Origin of the sequence: Chryseobacterium sp. GP-SGM7 (assembly GCF_049166575.1) — a bacterium.
Lineage (GTDB): Bacteria > Bacteroidota > Bacteroidia > Flavobacteriales > Weeksellaceae > Chryseobacterium.
In genome coordinates, this window is sequence record NZ_JBMHFF010000002.1 from 221115 (window position 1) to 245002 (window position 23888).

Below are 23888 nucleotides of genomic sequence, written 5' to 3' on the forward strand. Positions count from 1 at the left end.
ATTATTTGAATTCTACGACTTCTTTATCTTTATTTCTTTTATTCTGAACACCTTCACGGTTACGGTTATTTCTCGATTTTCTGAAAATATCTCTGAATTTATCATAATCCAAAGTGATTACAAAACCAAGACCTGTCTCAACAATTTGTCCTTGCAATGCAACCTGATATTCGTTTTTACGATAGGCTCTCAACGTATATCTTCCATCTCTGGAAAGGCTGTAATCGATGGTGACGTCTCCTGCAATGTTGGTTGTATTTTCATCGGGTCTTGCTTCACCTTCAACTCCGAAATTGCTTCCTACAGAGACTTTCAGTCTATCATTCAATAATCTTTTGCTTAAACCGACATTCAGATCAGTTCGTGTATTCTGAGTTCCTGTGGAGTAGTCTTCGGTAGATTCCAGATCAAAATTCAGATCAACTCCTTTTATTAAATCTGAAGCCAGATTATTCAGCTGTTGAGAGAGAATTTTACTCACACTCTGTCTCGCCATCGTTTCCGCAGAAACTCCCGAATTACTTTGGAAAGGATTTTCCCCAATAAATCTGTTGAGCAGAAGCAATGCAAAAACCTGTTTGTTCATCTCATTCGGGTCCTGTCTCAGCTGAGCAAGTTTTCCATCAATCGTTTCGGTAACAGCAGAAGAAACAGCATTGTTTTTCTCGTCTGTTGTGATATCAAATGAGATTTCAGGCTTCAACAGTTCTCCTTTCAAAATCAATAAAGTATTGAAAGGAATTCTTTGTTTATACTGATTCAGCTCATCCTGATTTACTTGTTGCTCTACCAAATCAATTGGTGCAGTCTGTGTTTTGTAAATGGCAGTAATGTTCAGATTGGCAGTTGTCGGTTCGCCGGTCCAGGTAATTGTACTTCCTTTTTGAATATCAAATTTTCTTTTCAGAACACTTACAGACATTTCGTAGCTTCCTTTTTCAACCTGATAAACGCCGACCAACGTGATCTTTCCTGAAGGATCAATTCCTCCTGTTAAATCTGCTTCACCCTGAAGTTTTACAAAATCTCCTGCAGCTTTATCAATCACGATCGACATTTTTGCTTCTTTATTCAATTCAATATTCACATTCACATCCAAACCTTTTATCGGACTTTGAGCGTCGATAGAATCTGCTTTGATGGTTTTATTTAAAGCAATCTGATCCTGGTCAATAAATTCTACAATCCCGTCTCTTTCCTGTAATGATGGGCTTGATTGTGGTAATACAAAAGTAAAATCTGTTGTTTTTGAAACAGACAATCTTCCGTCAACTTTTGGTAAATCCAGGTTTCCACGAACTTTCAATGCTGCATCAATTGCCAAAATTCCATACATCATCGCATCATTCGATTTTTCTGAATTTACAACTTTAAAATCTTTGGCATTTAGGTCTAAGTTAAATTTAAAGTCTTTGTAGGTTTGCGTTAAAACCTGTCCGTCAATGTTAAGAGAATTTCCGTCTTTGTCTTTGATTTTGAAATTATCAAACTCAATTCCACGATTGGTAAATCCTATTTTATCATCAATTCCTCGGAAGTCACTTCCGGTCTGTGCAATCATCAGTCCTACATTATTCATTTTTACATCACCCAAAATCTTTGGTGCAGTCGTCGTTCCAGTAATTTTTAAATCTCCTGAGAGATAACCTTCCGTATTGGTAATCGCATTTGCCGTGAAACCCTGCAACGTTTTCATCTGAAGCTGATTCATGTTTAAATTCAAATCAAAACTGCTTGATGAAGTGTTGTAATTTCCTAATATTTTTACATCATTATTATTACCCGAAAGTGCAATATCTGCATTCAGAAGATTTGCTGACTGATTGTTTACTTTAATATCTAAATTACCAACCGGACTTCCGAAAACAAATAAATCGGTCACATCAATATCAGAAGTGAAGGTCATTTTTTTAGTTAAATCTCTCAGCTGAGCAGTTCCGTTGATCGTTCCTTTGGCTAAAAGTGAATCTTTTTTAATGATTTCTGTGATGGTTTCAATTTTAAAATCTTTCAAAGAAACGTTTAGCGGACTGTTTGGAGAGTTGCTTTCAGACTGTAAAGAAATTTCCGCTCCGGAATTGGAAAGTCTGAAATTATCTGCTACAATTCCCTGGCTGAAAATCTGGATTTTGTTGTTTTCAGCAACCGCCCAATCCATGTAATTCAGTTTTAAACCATTCCGATTTAATGAGATTTCCGTAATGTCGTTCATTGATTTTGCATTTCCTGCAATCAGGAACTGCGTTGCATCTTTATCATCTTTTGTTGTAATATTATAATTGATAATATTGTTGGCAACATCACCATTGATATTCACTTTATTGATGGCAAAACTTTCACTCTGCAAAGCCGCAACACTTAAATCATACTGTAAAGCCTGATTTTGATTGGTAATTTTCAGATTTGTATTTTCAAAAGTGTTGGCTCCGTATAAAACCTGTGGAATTTTAGCGTCTAGCTCAATAACTTGCGAATCTGCGTTGTAATTTCCGTTAATATTAATGGTTTCAAAGCTTTTCAGTTCAGGAACAAATTTTCTTATGAGATCGTCATTTTTAATCGTTGCGTTGACTGTGAAAAACTGTCCGGCATCAATTTTCTGGGCTTTTCCGGGTTTCTGAAACTGATAATACTGATTAACAGTCTGAGTTAAGGCTCCAAAAATCTGCGTTAGTTTATATTTTCCGTTTAATTCTATATCTGCAATCTGAGAATTGAATTTTATTAATGTTGAATCTTTTGTAGAAACAGCATTCAGCTTAATTTCCTGAATAGGATATACTTCTTTAGTATCTGAAATGGCAAAGTTCTGTAGATTCAAATATCCGTTCAAATTATCGGGGTCAAGACTTTTAAAATCTCCGTCAATTGCACCGGCGATAATCATTGGCGAACTGTAAAATCCAAGTTTATTTAAATCTAATTTGTTGATATTTCCATTAATTTTTACTGTCGGATTATCGTTAAAAACTCCTGATGCAGCAAGTTGTAAATTGGCATTCGGATCTTTTGAATTCAAATCAATATCATAAGCGCCACGGTTAATTTTCCCTTTCAGATTCATGTTCTGATAGGTGTAACCTTTGTAAGTCGCAGATTTTACATCACCCAAAAGATTGGCAGACATTGTTTTCGGATCAAAACCTTGTCCTTTTGCATTGATTTGTGCGGTAATGCTTCCTACATCTTTATTCTGAATAATCTTCCCGACCTGTAAACTTTGAAGATTGGCTTTTACATCAAAACTTTCTCTGTTTTTTCTTCTTAAATCAGCCTTCGCAATGATGGCAGCATTTCCTAATGTGGAAGTCAGTCGTAAATTGGTATCAACAACCTGAGTTGTACCTTTCGCTGTTCCACGAACCGTCATGAAAGAAGGTAAAGTAATAGTATTAGGAATCGTATTTTTCGGAACTAAATTGTAGATCGTTTTCGAAGCGGTGGAAAGTTCGGCAACATTCAGATCATAATACAACAATTTAGGATTCATCGCATTTTTGATTTTTCCTGAAGCTAAAACTTTCAACTGATCTAAACCTGAAACTTTCAGATTCTGAATCGCCAAATCGTTCACCGTTCCTCTCACAAAAGCATTTACATTTAAAGTGGCATTCGGATATTTGTTGAATGGTGCAGTGTTTCGTAACGTGGGAACAATGTTTAAAATATCGGCAAAACCAATTTTAGAATCACGGATATCGGCAGAAATCTGTACCGCTCCAAGATTTGAAGAAAGTTGCTCGAGAGAGTTATAATTTAAAATCACTTCGTCTCTCAAAATTGTTTTTGGAGTTTGCAGGTAAAGGTTTTTAAGATAGGCTGCTTTTTCAGAGTAGACAAAATCGGTATTGAATTTTTGTACATTCAAACCTCTAGCTTCCTGAATTTCTGCTGATTTTACCGATCCTGCAAAACCGTTATTTTCCATTTTAAAATTTCGGACATCGAGATTTAACTTGTCAAAATTAAGATGATTAAAATTCATTCCGGATTGGGTAGGAGCAACGGCTGTGTTGTTGTACGCAATTTTTACATCATCCAAAATAAGTTTTCCCAACAAAACTTTCATCGCTTTTTCCTTTGCGGAATTTTTTGCAACATCGTCTTTCGTTTCGTTCTCAGAATTGGCATTTTTGGTTGGAAGGAATAAATTGGCATTGATATTTGCTCCTGTTAAAAATATATTTCCAACGTTGTAATCGTTGTTTTCTAGGTCGATGCTGTTTACTTTTGTGCTTAATTCTTTAAAGAGAACTTTTGCAAAAGTTTTAGAATTATCATCACCATAATCAATATCAAAATTGGTCAGTTTGATTCCGCTTAAACCTAATTTCATTGGCTTTTTCTGATTGAGAGAATCTACTTTTTGTTCTACATTTTTGGCAACTTCTTGTACCAAATCTTGTTTTAGCTTTAATTTTAATCCATCAAGATTAATATCGTTAACGGCATAATTATTATTTTGAAGGTCAAATGTTTTTACTCTTGTATCAAACGATTTAAAATAAACTTTAATATCATTTTTAGACTGTTGATCATTGAAGGTAACGCCAATATCTTTCAGTTTGATTTTGTCCAAAGAAATAATGAAAGGTTTTGAAGGCTTCTGCTCCTGCTCTTTATCAGACGTTGCAAAAGCATCGATGATGTAATCGAAATTGAATTTTCCCTTCGGATCTCTCACAACATTTGCACGAACGCCTTCCAAATCAATGGAAGTAAGGTCTGCTTTAGATTTCATCAATTGCCACATATCTAAGCCAACATCGAATTTTTTTACTGCTAAAAGGGTATCGATATTCTGACCTTTCAGATAAAGATTTTCCATTACCAAACTGTTGGGAAAGCCGATATATACTTTATCAAGGGTGACTTTGGTCTTAATTTTTTTCTCTAAGTAGACAATCAGCTTATCTTTTACAAAATTCTGAACAGCAGGAAGTCTTAAACTTAGTATAAGCAGAATAAGTAAAACAATGATAGAGATAATTGTAATAACAATACCTCTGAGAATTTTTCGTTTGTTGAATTTCAGTTTCAAAATTTTCGTGATTTAGACAAATATACAATTCGTTTTTTGGGTTGGCAAATCCTGGATTTTGCCGATTTTTATTATATTCTTTATGTCTTTAGATCTTAAAAACCTGAAATTTGATGAGTTTTACCATGATTGTGTGATATGAAAAAGTCTTTAGAAGGAGACTTTATCTCCAAATATCAGCAATATGTTTGCCAACCACTCTAAATGGTGTGAATTTAATGTATATGTGGTATATTTTGTAATGACCAAAACCTGCTCAGTGAACAGGTTTTAGGTTGATGAATGTCTCAGTTGATATTAAATATTATGGAATATTTAAAGTGAATAGGTTTTCAGATGTTAGTTGAGTTACAACCGCGACATTCATCTGATGGAGATTCAATTCATAGTTTATATATTTAGATGAGTTATTATTCTTGCCATTTTGCGATTTCGCCTTTTGGAGCTGCTCCGCCTTGTTTTTCGGTAATCGGCGCTTTTTCCTGATTGATATGATAGATATAGGAAGCAATTTTTTCGGCATCTCTTCCGGTAATTGTTCCTTCTTTAATGAATGGACGCATCGTTGGGTTTTTGGGTGAGCCGTTTTCAAGCATCCAGAAAACATTTTTAAATAAGCTTTTCTCTTTAATGTTAATCCAGTGTGTATCGGTTAAATTGGGACCGATGCCGCCTTTTCCGTCATTTCCGTGACAGGTTACACAATTGGTTTTAAATAATTGTTCACCTTCTGCAATATAATCTGAACTGTATTTTGCGGTTTCTAAATTAATTTGTGGAGCATTTTTTTCATATTCTTCGATGGAAGCTAATTGAATTTTGGTTTCTTTGTCATATTCAATATCGGGATGGGCATAATCTGTGAAAGCAAATGCAATGATGTAGACAGCGCAGAAAATAATTCCGAAATAGAAAAGTCCGATCCACCATTTTGGTAAAGAATTGTCGAGTTCTGTAATTCCGTCAAAACCATGATCAATTAAAATATCTTTTTCTTCACTCTGCGATTGCTTTTTAAAAGCTGAATTCCAAAGTTTTTGATAATATGGAGTTGATTTTTCAGTGATGTATTCCTGCTTTTCTTTATCGGTCAGTCTGCTGAATCTTTCGTTTTCAACCAAATCTCCTATAGAATTCATAATAAGCAGTAAAATCGTAATGATTATCAGCAACGCCCAGAAAAACGGTGTTGAAAAATAGTTGGAATCCTGTGTGAACATTTCGAACGTCATTGTCGTAATTCCTACCGTTATGACAATATATATAGATATGGGGGTTCTCTTTTTCATTTTAATGATGATTTAAAATTAATCTACACGTGCTGTTTTTATTTCCGTGGTCTTGATATCAGTTCCCAATCTTTGCAAGTAAGCAATCAATGCGATAATTTCTCTCTGATCCATTGGAACAAAACTGTTTCCTTTGGAAGTTTTCTCTTTATCCATTTGGTCTTTTACATCGGTTGCTTCAGCATAAATTCTTTTCACAATTGCCTTAGATTGATTATCTGCCCATTTGTCGGCTGAATCGATTTGTGCTTTTGTATAAGTAACATCAAATGTGTTTTTCATCAGTTTCATTTTATCAATCATTTGAGAACGATCCAATTTATTTGTAATCAACCAAGGGAAACGTGGCATAATAGAACCTGCAGAAGTGATTCTTGGGTTGTACATGTGTTTGAAGTGCCAAGAGTCCGGGTTTCTTTCGCCTTCTCTGTGCAAATCTGGTCCCGTTCTTTTTGAACCCCATAAAAATGGTCTGTCATAAATGAATTCTCCGGCTTTGGAATACTGTCCGTTTTTCCCGTCAAATCTGTTAACTTCATCACGGAAAGGTCTGATCATTTGTGAGTGACAGGAATTACAGCCTTCTCTTATATAGAGATCCCGTCCTTCCAATTCTAAAGGTGAATAAGGTTTCACCGCAGATATTGTTGGCAAGTTGCTTTTTACAGTCAGAGTAGGTACAATTTCTACTAATCCGCCGATGGCAATGGCGACGAAAGCTAGTATTGATAGTAAATGAGGAGTTCTTTCAAGCCAAAGATGTACACCTTCACCTTCTTTTCTTGCGCTTCCAACATTCGCTAAAGCAGGAGCTTCCGCAGGAACGTTTTTCTGGAATTTTCCGGCTTTTACTGTTTTGTAAACATTTACGACCATTAAAATTCCTCCTCCCAAATACAATAATCCGCCTAAGAATCTTAATTTAAAGTAAGGAATAATCGCGGTGACGGTATCCAGCCAGTTTTTCCACAATAAAGTTCCGTCCGGATTAAACTGTTTCCACATTAAACCTTGCGTAAATCCTGCAATATACATCGGAACAGCATAAAAAATTATTCCTAAAGTTCCCAACCAGAAATGCCAGTTGGCTAATTTTTTAGACCAGAGTTCGGTTCTCCACATGATTGGAACTAAATAATAAACCACTCCGAATGCCATAAAACCATTCCATCCTAAAGCTCCCAAATGAACGTGACCAATTACCCAATCGGTGTAATGCCCAATTTTATTTAAAGATTTCGTAGCTAAGAGCGGACCTTCGAAAGTTGCCATTCCGTAACAGGTTACAGCCACTACGAAGAATTTAAGAATAGGATTTTCTCTTACTTTATCCCATGCTCCTCTTAAAGTTAATAATCCATTCAGCATTCCGCCCCAAGATGGCGCAATCAGCATGATGGAGAAGCCTGTTCCCACCGCTTGAGCCCAAGCTGGAAGCGCGGTATATTGAAGATGATGAGGTCCTGCCCAAAGGTAAACGAAGATTAATGACCAGAAGTGAATGATGGAAAGCTTATATGAAAATACAGGTCTGTTTGCTGCTTTAGGCATAAAATAATACATCAAGCCTAAAACCGGAGTTGTTAAAACAAATGCAACTGCATTGTGACCGTACCACCATTGAACCAATGCATCTTTCACTCCTGAATAAGCAGAGTAGGATTTCCAGCTTGTGAATGATAATGGGACTTCAAGATTATTGAATATATGAAGCATCGCAACCGCAATCCATGTGGCAATGTAAAACCAGATGGCTACATATAAATGACGCACTCTTCTTTTGGCAATCGTTCCGAACATATTGATTCCGAAAATGACCCATGAAACTGTAATCAAAATATCAATCGGCCATTCGTGTTCTGCATATTCTTTTGAAGTATTGATTCCCATCAGAAAAGTAATCACTACGGCAATAATCATAATTTGCCAGCTCCAGAAATGAATCCATGAAAGAGTATCACTGTACATTCTTGTTTTAAGTAATCTCTGCATACTGTAATAAGCACCGCAGAAAAATGAGTTGCAGACAAAAGCGAAAATAACGGCACTCGTATGAAGCATTCTGATTCTCCCGAAGCCTAAAGCTCCCTGAGAATTGATTAATCCTTGGATATTTCCACTTCGTAAACTTTGAATGGTCGTATCATCGGTTCCGAATAAAAATTCTGGCAACTCCGGATAAAAAAGCATCAAAGCGGCAGTTAAGCCTAAAATAAATCCAATAATTCCAAATACAACAGTGGCATAGAGGAATGCTCTGACAATATTATTGTCATAATTAAATTTTTGCGTCTCCATAAGTCTTGTGTCTTGCAGCGGACAATATTTTTCGTTGAAATTTCTTTCAGTAAAGGTTTTCTTACCCGAAAATAAATATCATGCTGCGTGTGTAATGTTTTGACAAAGGTATTTACTAACTTTGTCTGAGGCTATTAGATATACTTCTAAAATATACCGAAAACTACTAAAGCAATTGTGAGATGAAGATTTGTGGACAAAATATCAGAAAAATAAGACGTGACAAAGATCTTACTCAGGAATACATGGCGTTCGAAATGGGAATTTCACAGAAAGCTTATTCCGATATCGAAAACGCTAAAGTAAAAATCAATCTTGATATTCTCACCAAAATTTCAGACATCCTCAATATAAAGCCGTCCGATATTTGCGGCATCTCTCACAAATGTTCAACAGACGACTATGAAGTTAAATATAATGAGCTATTAGAATACCTGAAAAAAAATAATATTTCTTTACCCCAAGATTTCCAGTGACATCTATATATATATACTACCTCAGAAATTTTCTGGGGTATTTTTCATGAGCTTCCACCCGCTCTCCCCTTTATCTTTTGCTCTTCGTTGCTCATCACAAAAGGATGCCGTTTCGATCGGGGCTATGGGTTTGGGTTTACGAGAGATTTTATGCTCTCGTATCAATATAGGTGATTCTATATCTATAATATGTATTTATAATTTCCATTCTTTTATTTTTGAATCAAGATTTAGCTCAACAACAAATTATCTGCTCCAAGCTTTTACTTAAATTTAATGTAAGTGGAAAATTAATTATAATAATACGTTTCCGGATATTGCTCAAAACTTCCACGAGCTGTATCTTAACAGAATCATTAAAGCAGTTTTATCTACGACTCCGTAGGAGCTAAACCTTTGTAGAAAGATATTTCAAAACAACCAGAGCTCCTTAGGAGCGGCACTTATGTCATCTTTGATAAAAGTTTGCCGGTTCTCGTTTTGTTGATCGCCAAATCTCCTTCAAATCCCCACGAACAGTACTTCTCTTCGTTATATCCACCCCTTTATTGCTCACCGCACATCAAATATCAACCCGTTTGATGCAACCGTAACACCCAACAGTCAAAATTTTCTTTGCACCAAACCAGTGAGTTAAGCTTTAATATGAATTAAATAACAACATTATGTTAAATAAATTAGGTTGGTAAAGGAAAAATTTTCTACTTTTGCCGCACTGAAAAACGAGAGAGCTTCAGTAGCGCAGAGGAGCTTTTAGATAAGCGGGGAACATTAAGAAATACTTTTATTAGGGGATGTGTGATCGAAAGGTGATGCATTATTTAATAGGATATGAATTAAAAAAAACTTTTAAAATTTTTAGAGATAAGAGTTGCGGGGGTTAAAAATATTTGTATCTTTGCAGTCCCAATACGGGGAGCGCAGGAGTAGAATTGAGGAGATGTAAATAAAAGGAATTAAGGTCATCAAAAAACTTTAAATTTTCTTTAAAAACATTTTGTCAATTAGAAATAAAGTTTTACTTTTGCACACGCAAATACGATAAGCGAAACGACAGAAAGTAGCGAAGTAGGAAGCGGAAGATAAGAGATCATTGAAATACAATATAACAACCAAAATAAGGAAAAACTAAAGCGTATTAAATAAACTTTGAGTGAGTCAGACAAACATACAATGGAGAGTTTGATCCTGGCTCAGGATGAACGCTAGCGGGAGGCCTAACACATGCAAGCCGAGCGGTATTTCTTCTTCGGGAGAGAGAGAGCGGCGTACGGGTGCGGAACACGTGTGCAACCTGCCTTTATCAGGGGGATAGCCTTTCGAAAGGAAGATTAATACCCCATAATATATTGACTGGCATCAGTTGGTATTGAAAACTCCGGTGGATAGAGATGGGCACGCGCAAGATTAGATAGTTGGTAGGGTAACGGCCTACCAAGTCAGTGATCTTTAGGGGGCCTGAGAGGGTGATCCCCCACACTGGTACTGAGACACGGACCAGACTCCTACGGGAGGCAGCAGTGAGGAATATTGGACAATGGGTGAGAGCCTGATCCAGCCATCCCGCGTGAAGGACGACGGTTCTATGGATTGTAAACTTCTTTTATACTGGGATAAACCTACTTTCGTGAGAGTAGCTGAAGGTACAGTATGAATAAGCACCGGCTAACTCCGTGCCAGCAGCCGCGGTAATACGGAGGGTGCAAGCGTTATCCGGATTTATTGGGTTTAAAGGGTCCGTAGGCGGATCTGTAAGTCAGTGGTGAAATCTCATAGCTTAACTATGAAACTGCCATTGATACTGCAGGTCTTGAGTAAAGTAGAAGTGGCTGGAATAAGTAGTGTAGCGGTGAAATGCATAGATATTACTTAGAACACCAATTGCGAAGGCAGGTCACTATGTTTTAACTGACGCTGATGGACGAAAGCGTGGGGAGCGAACAGGATTAGATACCCTGGTAGTCCACGCCGTAAACGATGCTAACTCGTTTTTGGGCTTTCGGGTTCAGAGACTAAGCGAAAGTGATAAGTTAGCCACCTGGGGAGTACGTTCGCAAGAATGAAACTCAAAGGAATTGACGGGGGCCCGCACAAGCGGTGGATTATGTGGTTTAATTCGATGATACGCGAGGAACCTTACCAAGGCTTAAATGGGAATTGACAGGTTTAGAAATAGACTTTTCTTCGGACAATTTTCAAGGTGCTGCATGGTTGTCGTCAGCTCGTGCCGTGAGGTGTTAGGTTAAGTCCTGCAACGAGCGCAACCCCTGTCACTAGTTGCCATCATTCAGTTGGGGACTCTAGTGAGACTGCCTACGCAAGTAGAGAGGAAGGTGGGGATGACGTCAAATCATCACGGCCCTTACGCCTTGGGCCACACACGTAATACAATGGCCGGTACAGAGGGCAGCTACTTAGTGATAAGATGCGAATCTCGAAAGCCGGTCTCAGTTCGGATTGGAGTCTGCAACTCGACTCTATGAAGCTGGAATCGCTAGTAATCGCGCATCAGCCATGGCGCGGTGAATACGTTCCCGGGCCTTGTACACACCGCCCGTCAAGCCATGGAAGTTTGGGGTACCTGAAGTCGGTGACCGTAACAGGAGCTGCCTAGGGTAAAACAAGTAACTAGGGCTAAGTCGTAACAAGGTAGCCGTACCGGAAGGTGCGGCTGGAACATCTCATTTTAGAGCGTCTAAAGACGTTAAACAAAACAGTACGCAAGTACAAAAAGTACTTATTTAAAGTTTTTTAGCTTTAGTTTTTTATTTGGTTGTCATATATAATAAAATACAAACCCACTAGAAATTAGTATCAGGGAACAGAAGAGACGGGAGAAGATTTTGTGAATCGTTAAAACTCGAAACACAAAACTCGAAACTCGAAACAACAAAGAGTCTCGTAGCTCAGCTGGTTAGAGCGCTACACTGATAATGTAGAGGTCGGCAGTTCGAGCCTGCCCGAGACTACTAATTGAAGCGGATGGCGAATAGCTTTTAGCTGCTGGCAATTAGTCAATAGCAAGAAGCGATAAGCTGGAAGCACCTAGAGGGGGAATTAGCTCAGCTGGCTAGAGCGCCTGCCTTGCACGCAGGAGGTCAAGGGTTCGACTCCCTTATTCTCCACCATCACCGATGGTTTATTCTTAAAAAAGCAGATAGAGCCAAAAACAATATTTTGCGGAATAGATCAGAAGTAGCAAAAAGATCATTGACATTAACGGTAAAGATATCACAAAGAGAAAACCGAGCGCAATAAAGCGTTTGAGTTTACAAAAATATTTTAGCAGCAATGCTAGGAAAAAAATACTGAACTAATGTAACAATTAGGAAAGAAATCGTTAAGGGCGTATGGCGGATGCCTAGGCTTTCAGAGGCGACGAAGGACGTGGTAAGCTGCGAAAAGCTCGGGGGATTGGCACACACGAATTGATCCCGAGATGTCCGAATGGGGCAACCCGTCTGGTTGAAGACCAGTCATCCCGCTTAATGCGGGAAGCAAACCAGGAGAACTGAAACATCTAAGTACCCTGAGGAAAAGAAATCGAAGAGATTCCGTAAGTAGTGGCGAGCGAACGCGGATTAGCCCAAAAGCTTTTATATGTTTAATAGAATGTTCTGGAAAGAACAGCCGTAGAGGGTGATAGCCCCGTATATGAAAGGCATATTAGAGTGATAAATGAGTAGGGCGGGACACGTGAAATCCTGTTTGAATATGGGGGGACCATCCTCCAAGGCTAAATACTCCTGAAAGACCGATAGTGAACAAGTACTGTGAAGGAAAGGTGAAAAGCACTTCGAATAGAAGGGTGAAATAGAACCTGAAACCGTACGCCTACAAGCGGTCGAAGCCCACAAGTTGGGTGACGGCGTGCCTTTTGCATAATGAGCCTACGAGTTAATGTTACTAGCGAGGTTAAGTACTTCAGGTACGGAGCCGGAGCGAAAGCGAGTCTGAATAGGGCGCTTAGTTAGTAGTATTAGACGCGAAACCTTGTGATCTACCCATGGGCAGGTTGAAGCTTTGGTAACACAAAGTGGAGGACCGAACCGGTTGACGTTGAAAAGTCTTCGGATGACCTGTGGGTAGGGGTGAAAGGCCAATCAAACTGGGAGATAGCTCGTACTCCCCGAAATGCATTTAGGTGCAGCGTCGTGTATAAGTTTATTAGAGGTAGAGCTACTGATTGGATGCGGGGGAGTCAAATCCTACCAATTCCTGACAAACTCCGAATGCTAATAAATGTTCCACGGCAGTGAGGGCGCGGGTGCTAAGGTCCGTGTCCGAGAGGGAAAGAACCCAGACCAACAGCTAAGGTCCCCAAATATATGTTAAGTTGAAGCAACGCGGTTGGACTGCATTGACAGCTAGGATGTTGGCTTGGAAGCAGCCATTCATTTAAAGAGTGCGTAACAGCTCACTAGTCGAGCGGTCCGGCATGGATAATAATCGGGCATAAACATATTACCGAAGCTATGGATTTACAGTCATAGGACTGTATCTGGTAGGGGAGCATTCTATAGGCACAGAAGCTGAGTCGTGAGTCTTGGTGGAGCGTATAGAAAAGAAAATGTAGGCATAAGTAACGATAAAGCGGGCGAGAAACCCGCTCACCGAAAGACTAAGGTTTCCTCAGCCATGCTAATCAGCTGAGGGTTAGTCGGGACCTAACGCGAACCCGAAAGGGGTAGTGGATGGACAATGGGTTAATATTCCCATACTTGCTCACACTAAAAAGGGGACGGAGTGCCGTACTTACTGGAGACTGACGGAATAGTCAAGACCTAGCCTTCGGGCGAAGTTGCTGTAAGGAAAGTGCTTCCAAGAAAAGCCGAAGTGAAGCAACCCGTACCAAAACCGACACAGGTAGTCGAGGAGAGAATCCTAAGGTGCTAGAGTGAATCATGGTTAAGGAACTAGGCAAAATAGTCTCGTAACTTCGGAAGAAGAGACGCCATCAGCAATGGTGGCCGCAGTAAAGAGGCCCAGGCGACTGTTTATCAAAAACACAGGACTCTGCTAAATCGAAAGATGCTGTATAGGGTCTGACACCTGCCCGGTGCTGGAAGGTTAAGGAAGGGCGTTAGCAGCAATGCGAAGCGTTTGACTGAAGCCCCAGTAAACGGCGGCCGTAACTATAACGGTCCTAAGGTAGCGAAATTCCTTGTCGGGTAAGTTCCGACCTGCACGAATGGTGTAACGATCTGGGCACTGTCTCAACCATGAGCTCTGTGAAATTGTAGTCTCGGTGAAGATGCCGAGTACCCGCAATGGGACGAAAAGACCCTGTGAACCTTTACTATAACTTCGTATTGACTTTGAGTAAGTAATGTGTAGGATAGGTGGGAGACTATGAAGCAGGCACGCTAGTGTTTGTGGAGTCAACGTTGAAATACCACCCTTTACTTACTTGGAGCCTAACTTCTGAAAGGAAGGACACTGCGTGGTGGGTAGTTTGACTGGGGTGGTCGCCTCCAAAAGAGTAACGGAGGCTTTCAAAGGTACCCTCAGCACGCTTGGTAACCGTGCGTAGAGTGTAATGGCATAAGGGTGCTTGACTGTGAGACCTACAAGTCGATCAGGTGCGAAAGCAGGACATAGTGATCCGGTGGTTCCGTATGGAAGGGCCATCGCTCATAGGATAAAAGGTACTCCGGGGATAACAGGCTAGTCTCCCCCAAGAGCTCACATCGACGGGGAGGTTCGGCACCTCGATGTCGGCTCGTCACATCCTGGGGCTGGAGAAGGTCCCAAGGGTTGGGCTGTTCGCCCATTAAAGTGGCACGCGAGCTGGGTTCAGAACGTCGTGAGACAGTTCGGTCTCTATCTATTGCGGGCGTTAGATGTTTGAGAGGGCTTGAATCTAGTACGAGAGGACCGATTTGAACAAACCTCTGGTGTATCAGTTGTTCCGCCAGGAGCACCGCTGAGTAGCTACGTTTGGAAGAGATAAGCACTGAAAGCATATAAGTGCGAAACTCGCCTCAAGATGAGACATCTTTTAAGGGTCGTTGGAGATGACGACGTTGATAGGCTACAGGTGTAAAGTTGGTAACAGCATAGCCGAGTAGTACTAATTACCCGTAGATTTATAGCCTGATTGGCTGATGCTTTATTGCGCAATTAAAGGTTCTCTCTTTGTGAATGTTTTTATCGATTAAAATCAGAAGTTAGAAACTAGAGATTAGAAGTTAGTCATTCACTAACCTCTGACGACTAAAATCTAACCTCTTAATATACAGCCTTTAGGGTGGTTTTAGCGGTGGGGCTCACCTGTTCCCATTCCGAACACAGAAGTTAAGCCCACCAGCGCCGATGGTACTGCGAAAGCGGGAGAGTAGGTCGCCGCCAGTTTTTATTCAACTCCTCAATCGAAAGATTAGAGGAGTTTTTTGTTTTTAAGTTTTACAGTCTCATACAGTCTCATAAAGTTTCATACAGTCTCATACATCTTTGTATCAGACTTTTTTTGGATCTAAACTAAAGGATATGCAAAAAGAATTCAAATTAACAATTTAAAAAGGCAAAGGGCAAATTCAAATGCAAAAGGCAAAAGACAAATGCAAAAAGAAAACAACATCCAAAATGTAAGTTTTAATATTCTTAGTTCAATATTTATAGTTCAAAACTGAAACACCATTACCAAAATTAAAACTTCAGAGCTCAACATGAAAATTCTAAATTCTCTGCTGTAAATTATATTGATAGTCAACATCGGAAATTTCTTATCCAAGCTCAAAATTCAGATTCATTTATAGTATAAACTTTATATTAAAGCTGACTAGAATTAACAGCAAAAATCTTGAAAAAGTAATGAATCTAGTAGTTAATGTTTTTAGAATAGTAGTGACTTTAATGCACACTTATTGTAAATAACATTTTACTATCATAAGTAGCTGAAGAAATGTTTCTTGAAACTTCTGAGTATAGAAAAGATAGTAGTGAGGAAGATCGGCTGAGATAATATGAAAATTATAATTTATTTTCCAATTATTGGGATATACTACTTTCTATTATTAACTTTAGCCTAAATATGTACTTTTATGTTCTCCAATATTAAGATTTCTTTTATTTTAAAATTAAGCCTGTTATTGTGTAATATTATTTGGCTACAAGGTTGTAATGAAAGAAGAAATATAAGTATGTTGAGAAGATAAAGAATTCTACAGACATTAAAGCAACCTATAAAACGAATGTTTTTTATTCTGATAATGATACATTAGCATACATAGAAGCATATAGGAAATTTAAGGCTGGTGAAAGAGTAAGCCGTTTTTCCAAAAGTAAATTCAGGGAAAAGTATGTTAAGCCAGTTAATTTTAATCTTTTCAGAGCTGATTCTGATTTAACAAATATAGATTTTGAATCCAAAAATAAACAAATAGCAAAAGTTAATAGTGAATTTTTAAGATTGCAAAGTTCTCCTTCTAAAAAATTAACTTTAAATGAAATTTCACTTCTCAGAAAACAGTTTGATTATAAAAAATTAGATAAAAATTCAGATTTATATCTTCAAAGAAATCAAGATTGGGATAAAAATGTGTCGATGTATGGTTATATTACTGTGGAAAATGACTGCATAAAAATTTTCAGGCTAAAATTTAAAGGAACAGTTGATCAGTTAATTTTACCTTATGAGTGCAATGTCATCATCGATGGTAAAAAGTTTGAAGTTAATCATTATAGTCTTACAGGAAGTATGAATTTAAATGAAGAAGGTTTTGACGATGATATTAGTAAAAACTTACAATTTATTTTGGCTCTTAATGAATCTAAATCGATGGAAATCGAAATGAAAGGAAAAATGCTTTCAAGTCGTAGAGAAATTTCTGAAATTCATATTCAGAATCTTAAAGAAATTGTTTCTGCGTATTTAAACTTAACAAAATAATTATCAAATTAAGAGGCTGGACTTAACTTTTTTTCATCCAAAAGTTGAAAGTGAAACCTAATATTGGCAATATTCTTCCAGGTTGCATATTTAAAAAGGAAAAATCCGATTAACATCCCTAAAGTATTAAGAAAAATATCATCAATATCTGCAACACCGCGACCTGTGATATATTGTAGTGTTTCGACAGAAGTAATAATTAACAGGAAATACAAACTTGTTGGAATAATTTTATTAAATCTCTTTACGCATAATCCCAGCCAACCAAAAGGACTGAAAACGAAAATGTTTCCTACAATATTGATGAAAAAATCTTCTTTACCAATGCTTGAATCCTTGAAAAATTTTTGGATGGTAATAAAAGGTTCTGTCTGAACATAAGAAATATCAGAAGCTTCTCTTCCTGAGCCAAAAAACATCATATAGAGTAAAAAAATAGTGTAAATCGTAATAAATACCGCAAAATATCTTTTCATAGGTTTCCTTTTGGGATTAGTAATAAAAAGAGTTTTGCAGGTTTAGTTTGGTATTGCTATAACATCAAATATCTAACCTTTATTGTGGGCTTTAAAAGACTTTATTATTCTTTAATACTATTTAACATAATAAAAAAGCCTCACTGTTATGTAAGGCTTATTAGTTTTATCTAAATGTTTATTTAAACCTGAATGACTCCCAAGTTAAATTTCTCGGTAATCGGAGAATGATCTGCTGCTTCAATTCCCATAGAAATCCATTTTCTGGTGTCTGCAGGATTGATGATTGCATCAGTCCATAATCTTGCAGCAGAATAAGTAGATTCAGTTTGTTTCTGATATTTTTTAGTAATAGAATCTAAAATTTCGTTATGTTCTTTTTCAGAAATTTCTTTACCTTGTTTTTTCAAAGTTGATTCCTGAATTTGTGCTAAAACTTTTGCAGCCTGAGTTCCTCCCATAACCGCTAAATCTGCCCATGGCCAAGCTACAATTAGTCTTGGGTCATACGCTTTTCCGCACATAGCGTAATTTCCTGCTCCGTAAGAATTTCCTGTAATGATTGTAAATTTAGGAACAACAGAATTAGAAACTGCATTCACCATTTTTGCTCCGTCTTTGATAATTCCTCCGTGTTCGGATTTTGAACCTACCATAAATCCTGTTACATCCTGTAAAAAGATCAAAGGAATTTTTCTTTGGTTGCAGTTGGCAATAAATCTCGTTGCTTTATCCGCAGAATCAGAATAAATAACTCCGCCAAACTGCAATTCGCCTTTTCCGCTTTTTACCAGTTTTCTTTGGTTGGCAACAATTCCTACAGACCAACCGTCAACTCTTGCTGTTGCACAAATAATCGTTTTACCGTAATCGGGTTTGTATTCTTCAAATTCAGAATTATCAACGATACATTTAATGATTTCTAAAGTATCATATTGCTCAGCTCTTGAAGCCGGCATAATTCCAAAAATATTTTCAGGTTTTTCTTTTGGAGGAAAACTTTCAATTCTGTCAAACCCTGCTTTTTCATAGCTTCCGACAGATTTCATAATATTTTTAATTCGGTCTAAAGCATCTTTATCGTCTTTAGCTTTATAATCAGTAACTCCCGAAATCGAACAGTGAGTTGTTGCTCCGCCTAGAGTTTCATTATCAATCGTTTCACCAATCGCAGCTTTTACCAAATAACTTCCGGCCAGGAAAATAGAACCTGTTTTGTCTACAATCATTGCTTCGTCGCTCATGATCGGAAGATAAGCTCCTCCCGCAACACAGCTTCCCATAACCGCAGAAATCTGGATAATTCCTGCAGCGCTCATTTTTGCATTATTTCTGAAAATTCTGCCGAACATTTCTTTATCAGGGAAAATTTCGTCCTGCATCGGAAGATAAACACCTGCAGAATCTACCAGATAAATAATCGGAAGTCTGTTTTCCATGGCGATTTCCTGAGCTCTAAGGTTTTTCTTTCCGGTAATCGGAAACCAAGCTCCAGCTTTTACAGAGGCATCATTGGCTACAACCAAACATTGCTTTCCGGAAACGTAACCCATGACGACTACAACGCCGCCACTTGGGCAACCTCCGTGTTCTTCATACATTTCATAACCTGCAAAAGCACCAATTTCTATGGAATCTGAATCTTTATCAAGAAGATATTCTATTCTTTCTCTTGCCGTCATTTTTCCTTCATCACGAAGCTTCTGAAGTCTTTTTTCGCCACCGCCTTTTTTAATTTCATTCAGCAAACGGTTGATTTCAGATAATTTTAATTTATTTTGATCTTCTCTTTTGTTAAATTCAATATCCATGAAATTTATATTTTAATCTGCCTAAAGATACTATTTTTAGGCAAAGTAGTATAATAAGAAATTTATCTGGTTAAAGTTTTGGTTTTTAGTATTTTGTGAAATTTTTAACGAATTTTGTGTTTTTTTTGGTTCATATTTTGCTAACTTTACAATAGAGTAATTGAAGCGAAAGTTTCTACTCTAAGTTCCTAGTTTATTTTTTTAATAGTTTATTATTTGAAGGCCCTGAAAGTTGCATAAACTTTCAGGGTTTTTAGATTTTTAAAGGTTTTTTGTAAATTTAATTATCTCTGAAAATAATCACCTTTCATTTGTGTTTTTTTTAATTTAATGGAATGCTATTCGTAAATTTGTCTGTTTTAAATTCGACAGATCAACATGCAAAAATTAGCACTTTTCAGATTACATTTAATTGTTTTTTTATGGGGCTTTACAGCAATTTTAGGTAAACTGATTACAGCAAATGCTCAGATTCTGGTTTTCTACAGGATGTTGTTTGCCGCTGTTTTTCTGTATGCTTTTATCAGAATTTATAAAAAAGAAAGCATCCGGGTTTCGAAAAAATTATTTTTCCAGTTAGCGGGAGTAGGTTTTTTCATGGCGCTGCATTGGTACTGCTTTTTTTATTCTATTAAAGTTTCCAATGTTTCTATTGCGTTGAGTTGCCTTTCTTTATCAACGTTATTTGCTTCAGTTTTAGAGCCGATAGTTTTTAAAAGAAAAATAGATATTTCCGAAGTCATTATGGGAATCGTCATTGTTGCCTGTATACTATTAATATTTAAAACAGAATTCCAGTACAAAGAAGGGATTTTCTACGGTATTTTGTGTGCAATTTTCGGAACTGTCTTTTCTGTTTTTAATGGTAAACTTTTCGGAAAAACGAGTTCAGGAAATATTATTTTCTACGAAATTTTCTCAGGATGGTTTATTTTGATGCTATTTTATCTGGTAACGGGACAAATCATGCAGATGAACGAAATAAATTACAAAGATTTGGCGTTAATAGGCTTGTTGGCAAGTGTGTTTACAGCCTATCCGATGTTTGAATCTGTAAAGCTCATGAAATACATTTCGCCTTTCACACTAATTTTAACAGTTAATTTAGAACCAGTTTACGGAATTATACTAGCTTTTTTTATCTTTGGAGAATCGGAAGAAATGAGTCCTGTATTTTATGGGGCATCTTTGGTGATGATTTTAGCAATTGTAGCCAACGCACTGATAAAAACTAGAAAACAAAAAAACATTAACTAAGCATCAATTATACATGATGAAAAAATATCTACTATTAATATTCTCCCTTTTATTCGGGTTTTCTCAATCTCAGATTATCAGAAAATATTCCAATGAATTTCTAAATATCGGAGCCGGAGCAAGAGGTATCGGTATGGGCGGTGCAGTAATTACCAGTCAGGATGATGTATATTCCCCAATGTGGAACCCCGCTGGTTTGAATGGTATTACAAAAGATTGGCAAGGTGCAGCAATGCACGCCGAATATTTCGAATCTATCGCAAAATATGATTATTTAGCTTACTCAAAAGTTTTAGAAAACGGAGTTTTTGGAGTTTCTGTAGTTCGTTTAGGTGTTGATAATATTTTAAATACGACTCAGTTAATCGATACGGAAGGAAACATTGATTATGATAAAATTACAAAATTCTCTCAGTCAGATTATGCAGGAATTATATCTTACGCATTCAATCCTGGTGGAAATCCAAAATTAGATGTCGGTGTGAATGCGAAAATCGTTTACAGAAATGTAGGTAAATTTGCAAGCGGATATGGTTTTGGTTTTGATGTTGGAGCAATTTATAAAGCTGATAACGGTTGGAAATTCGGTGGAGTTCTTCGTGATGCAACAACGACGGTCAATTTTTGGAGTGTTAATCAGAAAGAATTGTCGACCATTGTAAACGGAGAAGAATTCAACCCTGCTCCAACCGATAAAATGGAATTAACAATGCCCAAATTAAATGCAGGTGCGAGTAAATTATTCAATATCAACAGCAGCTTATATGTTTTACCGGAAGCAGGAATTAATGTAGATTTTGCTAAAACTGCCGCACTTCTTTCAACAGATTTTGCAAGTATTACACCTTATGCAGGAGCTGAATTAGGGTATCAGAAAATGATTTTTGTAAGATTGGGAGTCAACAGATTTCAGTCTATTACAGATATTGAAGATCTTCAGAGAAAAGTTTCTTTCCAGCCGAGTGCAGGTATCGGAATTCGTTACAGAGGTTTAACACTGGATTATGCCATCAGCAATTCAGGAATCGGAGGTTCTAATTTTTATTCTAATTTCTTCTCATTAAAACTGGATATGGGAGAATTTAGAAATGACTAATTAAATTTTATGAAAAAATTATCAATCGTTATATCGTCTTTTTGTGTCATGTTATCGTATGCACAGAAAGTTTCAGATTATAAATACGTAGTTGTTCCGAGTACGTTTGAAAGTTTTAAAAAAGATAATTATGGTCTCAGCACTTTTTTAACTACTAAATTAAAATCAAAACAATATACTGTAATCTCAGAAAACAGAGGTCAATGGCCGGAAGAAGCCAATGCAAATCCGTGCAGTGTTTTGAATGCTGATATTACTAATGACAGTGGTTTTCTGAGAAATAAATTAGTTTTAGATTTTAAAGATTGCAACAACAAAGTAATTTCTTCTCAAAAAGGAAGTACATCAATAAAAGAATTTGAAGAAGGTTTTAAAGATGCTTTGTCTAAAGCTTTGGTTAATATTCCTGTTTCAAGACCTGTTGAAAATACTGTTTATAAGCAGGAAGTGAATGTAAATAGAGAAACTGTAAAACAAGATCCGCAAAGTAGCGAGCCAAAATCTCAAGCTTCGACAAAAGCAGAAAGATACAGCAACGGAAAATTGAATCTTCAGAAAATCCAGATGGATGCTTCCCAGTTTATTTTAGTAGATGGAAACAGTTCAGTTCCTTTTGCAACTTTAAAAGAAACAACCAAGAAAGATGTTTTCAGAGTAAAATTAGGTTCAGGAGAATCTACAACCGGTTATTTTGAAAATGGAAACATAGTCATCGAAATGCCTAAAGGTAATGAGGAATTTTCTAAAGAAGTTTTCGCTCCCATAAAATAAGCTCAAAATCTTTTCAATAAAACATAAAAAAGCCTTACCCGATAATTTCAGGTAAGGCTTCCTTAAAATAAACCATAAAAAACTAAAACTACGGCATTAATACCGTATCAATTACGTGAATCACACCATTTGACTGATTAACATCGGCAATCGTAACTTTCGCTTTGTTACCTTTTGCATCAGTCACATATAAATCTTTTCCTTTTGTCCAGAAAGTTAATTCTTCACCTTCAACAGTTTTCATCATTGCTTTTCCGTTTCCTGCTTTTACAGCTGCCCAAACTTGTTTCGAACTGTATTTTCCAGGTAAAACATGATACGTTAAAATCTTAGTAAGCATTGCCTTGTTTTCAGGTTTCACTAAATTTTCAACAGTTCCTGCAGGTAATTTTGCGAAAGCCGCATCTGTAGGTGCGAAAACTGTAAACGGGCCTTTACTTTGCAATGTTTCAACCAAACCGGCTGCTTTTACTGCGGCAACCAATGTTTTGTGGTCTTTAGAGTTCACTGCATTTTCAACAATATTTTTAGAAGGATACATTGCTGCACCACCTACCATTACTGTTTTTTCTTTCATTTGTGCAGCTACATTTCCACTGAATGCGAATGATAAAGCCACCATTCCGAATACTGCGATTTTTGATCTTGAGTTCATTTTTCTTTAATTTTAAATTATTATTACTACTTGAGTGATCTTATAAATTTCTGTTCTTACTCTCATTTACGAATAGCGGATTGCTTTAGATTTAGAAATTTTAATTTTAACTATAATTAACTGTTTTTTAGTTTGTTAAATTTTATACATTAAAATTTGTGTTAAAATTTTTAATTTTTATTTGCTGCTTCCTGATCAAAAGATTTTGTTTTAAAACTTTTTCTGAGAAATTTCTTATTGTCATTTTGTTTTATTATATTTGAATTGAAAATTATTCACAATTAAAACAAAATATTCAGAGGACGAACTTATCATTTTGCTGAGACAGCAAAGTGAATCTGGTTTTCATCATTTGTATGACAACTATTCGGGCGCATTATATGGTGTGATCCTGAGAATTGTTCAGTCTAAAGAATATACAGAAGAAATTATTCAGGATGTTTTTGTGAAAATCTGGAATTCTATTCATCAATATGACTCTGCGAAAGGTAGATTTTATACCTGGATGATTAATATTGCAAGAAATACAGCGATTGATTATCTTAAATCTAAGAGCTTTCAAAACCAACTCAAAAACCAACCTCTTCCGGATTTCGTATATGAGAATGCGGAGCTTTCAACCACCAATAATGCAGATTTTATTGGCTTTAATAAAGTGCTTGAAAGTTTGGAGTCTGATAAGCAGGAACTTATTGATCTTGCCTATTATCAAGGATACACGCAGAGTGAAATATCAGAAAAACTGAATATGCCTTTAGGCACTGTTAAAACTAAGATGCGTAGTGCATTGATGAAACTAAAAGACTTGTTAAAAGATTATCAATAAA

12 protein-coding genes, 2 tRNA genes and 3 rRNA genes are annotated in these 23888 nt (G+C 36.9%); 11 read left to right on the plus strand and 6 right to left on the minus strand.

The window, feature by feature from the left end:
* Window position 1: 1 nt before the first annotated feature.
* The 3 genes from ACOOWA_RS09805 to ccoN all read right to left on the minus strand — a co-directional run bounded on the left by ACOOWA_RS09805 (window position 2) and on the right by ccoN (window position 8628).
* On the minus strand, window positions 2-5041 hold the full coding sequence (locus ACOOWA_RS09805) for a translocation/assembly module TamB domain-containing protein (protein WP_421374921.1): 5040 nt from the start codon (window positions 5039-5041) through the stop codon (window positions 2-4).
* A 410-nt stretch (window positions 5042-5451) separates the two neighbouring features.
* Window positions 5452-6330, minus strand: a complete 879-nt coding sequence (locus tag ACOOWA_RS09810) for a cytochrome c (RefSeq protein WP_421374922.1) — start codon at window positions 6328-6330, stop codon at window positions 5452-5454.
* Window positions 6331-6348: 18 nt separating this feature from the next.
* Window positions 6349-8628, minus strand: coding sequence for a cytochrome-c oxidase, cbb3-type subunit I (gene ccoN, locus ACOOWA_RS09815; protein ID WP_421374923.1), 2280 nt, complete (start codon window positions 8626-8628; stop codon window positions 6349-6351).
* Between the two features lie 182 nt (window positions 8629-8810).
* Between ccoN and ACOOWA_RS09820 the strand changes: the two genes are divergently transcribed.
* The 7 genes from ACOOWA_RS09820 (at window position 8811) to ACOOWA_RS09850 (ending at window position 16995) form a co-directional block, all read left to right on the plus strand.
* Window positions 8811-9104, plus strand: a complete 294-nt coding sequence (locus ACOOWA_RS09820) for a helix-turn-helix domain-containing protein (protein WP_421374924.1) — start codon at window positions 8811-8813, stop codon at window positions 9102-9104.
* Window positions 9105-10274: 1170 nt separating this feature from the next.
* Window positions 10275-11791: ribosomal RNA gene (locus tag ACOOWA_RS09825) — 16S ribosomal RNA — on the plus strand.
* Window positions 11792-11999: 208 nt separating this feature from the next.
* A tRNA-Ile gene (locus ACOOWA_RS09830) sits at window positions 12000-12073 on the plus strand.
* Between the two features lie 82 nt (window positions 12074-12155).
* A tRNA-Ala gene (locus ACOOWA_RS09835) sits at window positions 12156-12232 on the plus strand.
* 202 nt (window positions 12233-12434) lie between these two features.
* A 23S ribosomal RNA gene (locus ACOOWA_RS09840) occupies window positions 12435-15201 on the plus strand.
* 149 nt (window positions 15202-15350) lie between these two features.
* Window positions 15351-15458: ribosomal RNA gene (gene rrf / locus ACOOWA_RS09845) — 5S ribosomal RNA — on the plus strand.
* The 16S, 23S and 5S rRNA genes sit together here with 2 tRNA genes alongside, the layout of an rRNA operon.
* Window positions 15459-16515: 1057 nt before the next feature.
* Window positions 16516-16995 carry a hypothetical protein gene (locus tag ACOOWA_RS09850; protein WP_421374925.1) on the plus strand — a complete coding sequence of 160 codons (480 nt, stop codon included), beginning with the start codon at window positions 16516-16518 and terminating at the stop codon, window positions 16993-16995.
* 8 nt (window positions 16996-17003) lie between these two features.
* Here ACOOWA_RS09850 and ACOOWA_RS09855 read toward each other — a convergent pair whose 3' ends face one another.
* Together ACOOWA_RS09855 and ACOOWA_RS09860 are read right to left on the minus strand one after the other, a co-directional pair.
* Window positions 17004-17471 carry a VanZ family protein gene (locus ACOOWA_RS09855; protein WP_421374926.1) on the minus strand — a complete coding sequence of 156 codons (468 nt, stop codon included), beginning with the start codon at window positions 17469-17471 and terminating at the stop codon, window positions 17004-17006.
* Between the two features lie 182 nt (window positions 17472-17653).
* Window positions 17654-19282, minus strand: a complete 1629-nt coding sequence (locus ACOOWA_RS09860; protein WP_421374927.1) for an acyl-CoA carboxylase subunit beta — start codon at window positions 19280-19282, stop codon at window positions 17654-17656.
* A gap of 378 nt (window positions 19283-19660) precedes the next feature.
* Here ACOOWA_RS09860 and ACOOWA_RS09865 point away from each other — a divergent pair, with 378 nt between their 5' ends.
* Genes ACOOWA_RS09865 through ACOOWA_RS09875 form a run of 3 tightly spaced genes read left to right on the plus strand, consistent with a single transcriptional unit; the run spans window position 19661 to window position 22406 of the window.
* On the plus strand, window positions 19661-20539 hold the full coding sequence (locus ACOOWA_RS09865; protein ID WP_421374928.1) for a DMT family transporter: 879 nt from the start codon (window positions 19661-19663) through the stop codon (window positions 20537-20539).
* A 13-nt stretch (window positions 20540-20552) separates the two neighbouring features.
* Window positions 20553-21635 carry a PorV/PorQ family protein gene (locus ACOOWA_RS09870; RefSeq protein ID WP_421374929.1) on the plus strand — a complete coding sequence of 361 codons (1083 nt, stop codon included), beginning with the start codon at window positions 20553-20555 and terminating at the stop codon, window positions 21633-21635.
* Window positions 21636-21644: 9 nt separating this feature from the next.
* Window positions 21645-22406 (plus strand): hypothetical protein, encoded by a 762-nt coding sequence (locus tag ACOOWA_RS09875; RefSeq protein WP_421374930.1) that lies wholly within the window; start codon window positions 21645-21647, stop codon window positions 22404-22406.
* Window positions 22407-22494: 88 nt separating this feature from the next.
* Here ACOOWA_RS09875 and ACOOWA_RS09880 read toward each other — a convergent pair whose 3' ends face one another.
* The gene (locus ACOOWA_RS09880) at window positions 22495-23061 is read right to left on the minus strand and encodes a fasciclin domain-containing protein (protein WP_421374931.1); all 567 of its coding nucleotides are present in this window, start codon (window positions 23059-23061) and stop codon (window positions 22495-22497) included.
* A gap of 316 nt (window positions 23062-23377) precedes the next feature.
* Between ACOOWA_RS09880 and ACOOWA_RS09885 the strand changes: the two genes are divergently transcribed.
* Complete coding sequence (locus tag ACOOWA_RS09885) at window positions 23378-23887, plus strand: RNA polymerase sigma factor (RefSeq protein ID WP_421374932.1); 510 nt, start codon at window positions 23378-23380, stop codon at window positions 23885-23887.
* Window position 23888: the final 1 nt, after the last annotated feature.

Bases quoted from the DNA above. Each gene is read 5' to 3' on its own strand.
- ACOOWA_RS09870 (WP_421374929.1), top strand. From the start codon at position 20,553: ATGATGAAAAAATATCTACTATTAATATTCTCCCTTTTATTCGGGTTT.
- ACOOWA_RS09810 (WP_421374922.1), bottom strand. From the start codon at position 6,330: ATGAAAAAGAGAACCCCCATATCTATATATATTGTCATAACGGTAGGA.
- ACOOWA_RS09820 (WP_421374924.1), top strand. From the start codon at position 8,811: ATGAAGATTTGTGGACAAAATATCAGAAAAATAAGACGTGACAAAGAT.
- ACOOWA_RS09860 (WP_421374927.1), bottom strand. From the start codon at position 19,282: ATGGATATTGAATTTAACAAAAGAGAAGATCAAAATAAATTAAAATTA.
- ccoN (WP_421374923.1), bottom strand. From the start codon at position 8,628: ATGGAGACGCAAAAATTTAATTATGACAATAATATTGTCAGAGCATTC.
- ACOOWA_RS09855 (WP_421374926.1), bottom strand. From the start codon at position 17,471: ATGAAAAGATATTTTGCGGTATTTATTACGATTTACACTATTTTTTTA.
- ACOOWA_RS09865 (WP_421374928.1), top strand. From the start codon at position 19,661: ATGCAAAAATTAGCACTTTTCAGATTACATTTAATTGTTTTTTTATGG.
- ACOOWA_RS09880 (WP_421374931.1), bottom strand. From the start codon at position 23,061: ATGAACTCAAGATCAAAAATCGCAGTATTCGGAATGGTGGCTTTATCA.
- ACOOWA_RS09875 (WP_421374930.1), top strand. From the start codon at position 21,645: ATGAAAAAATTATCAATCGTTATATCGTCTTTTTGTGTCATGTTATCG.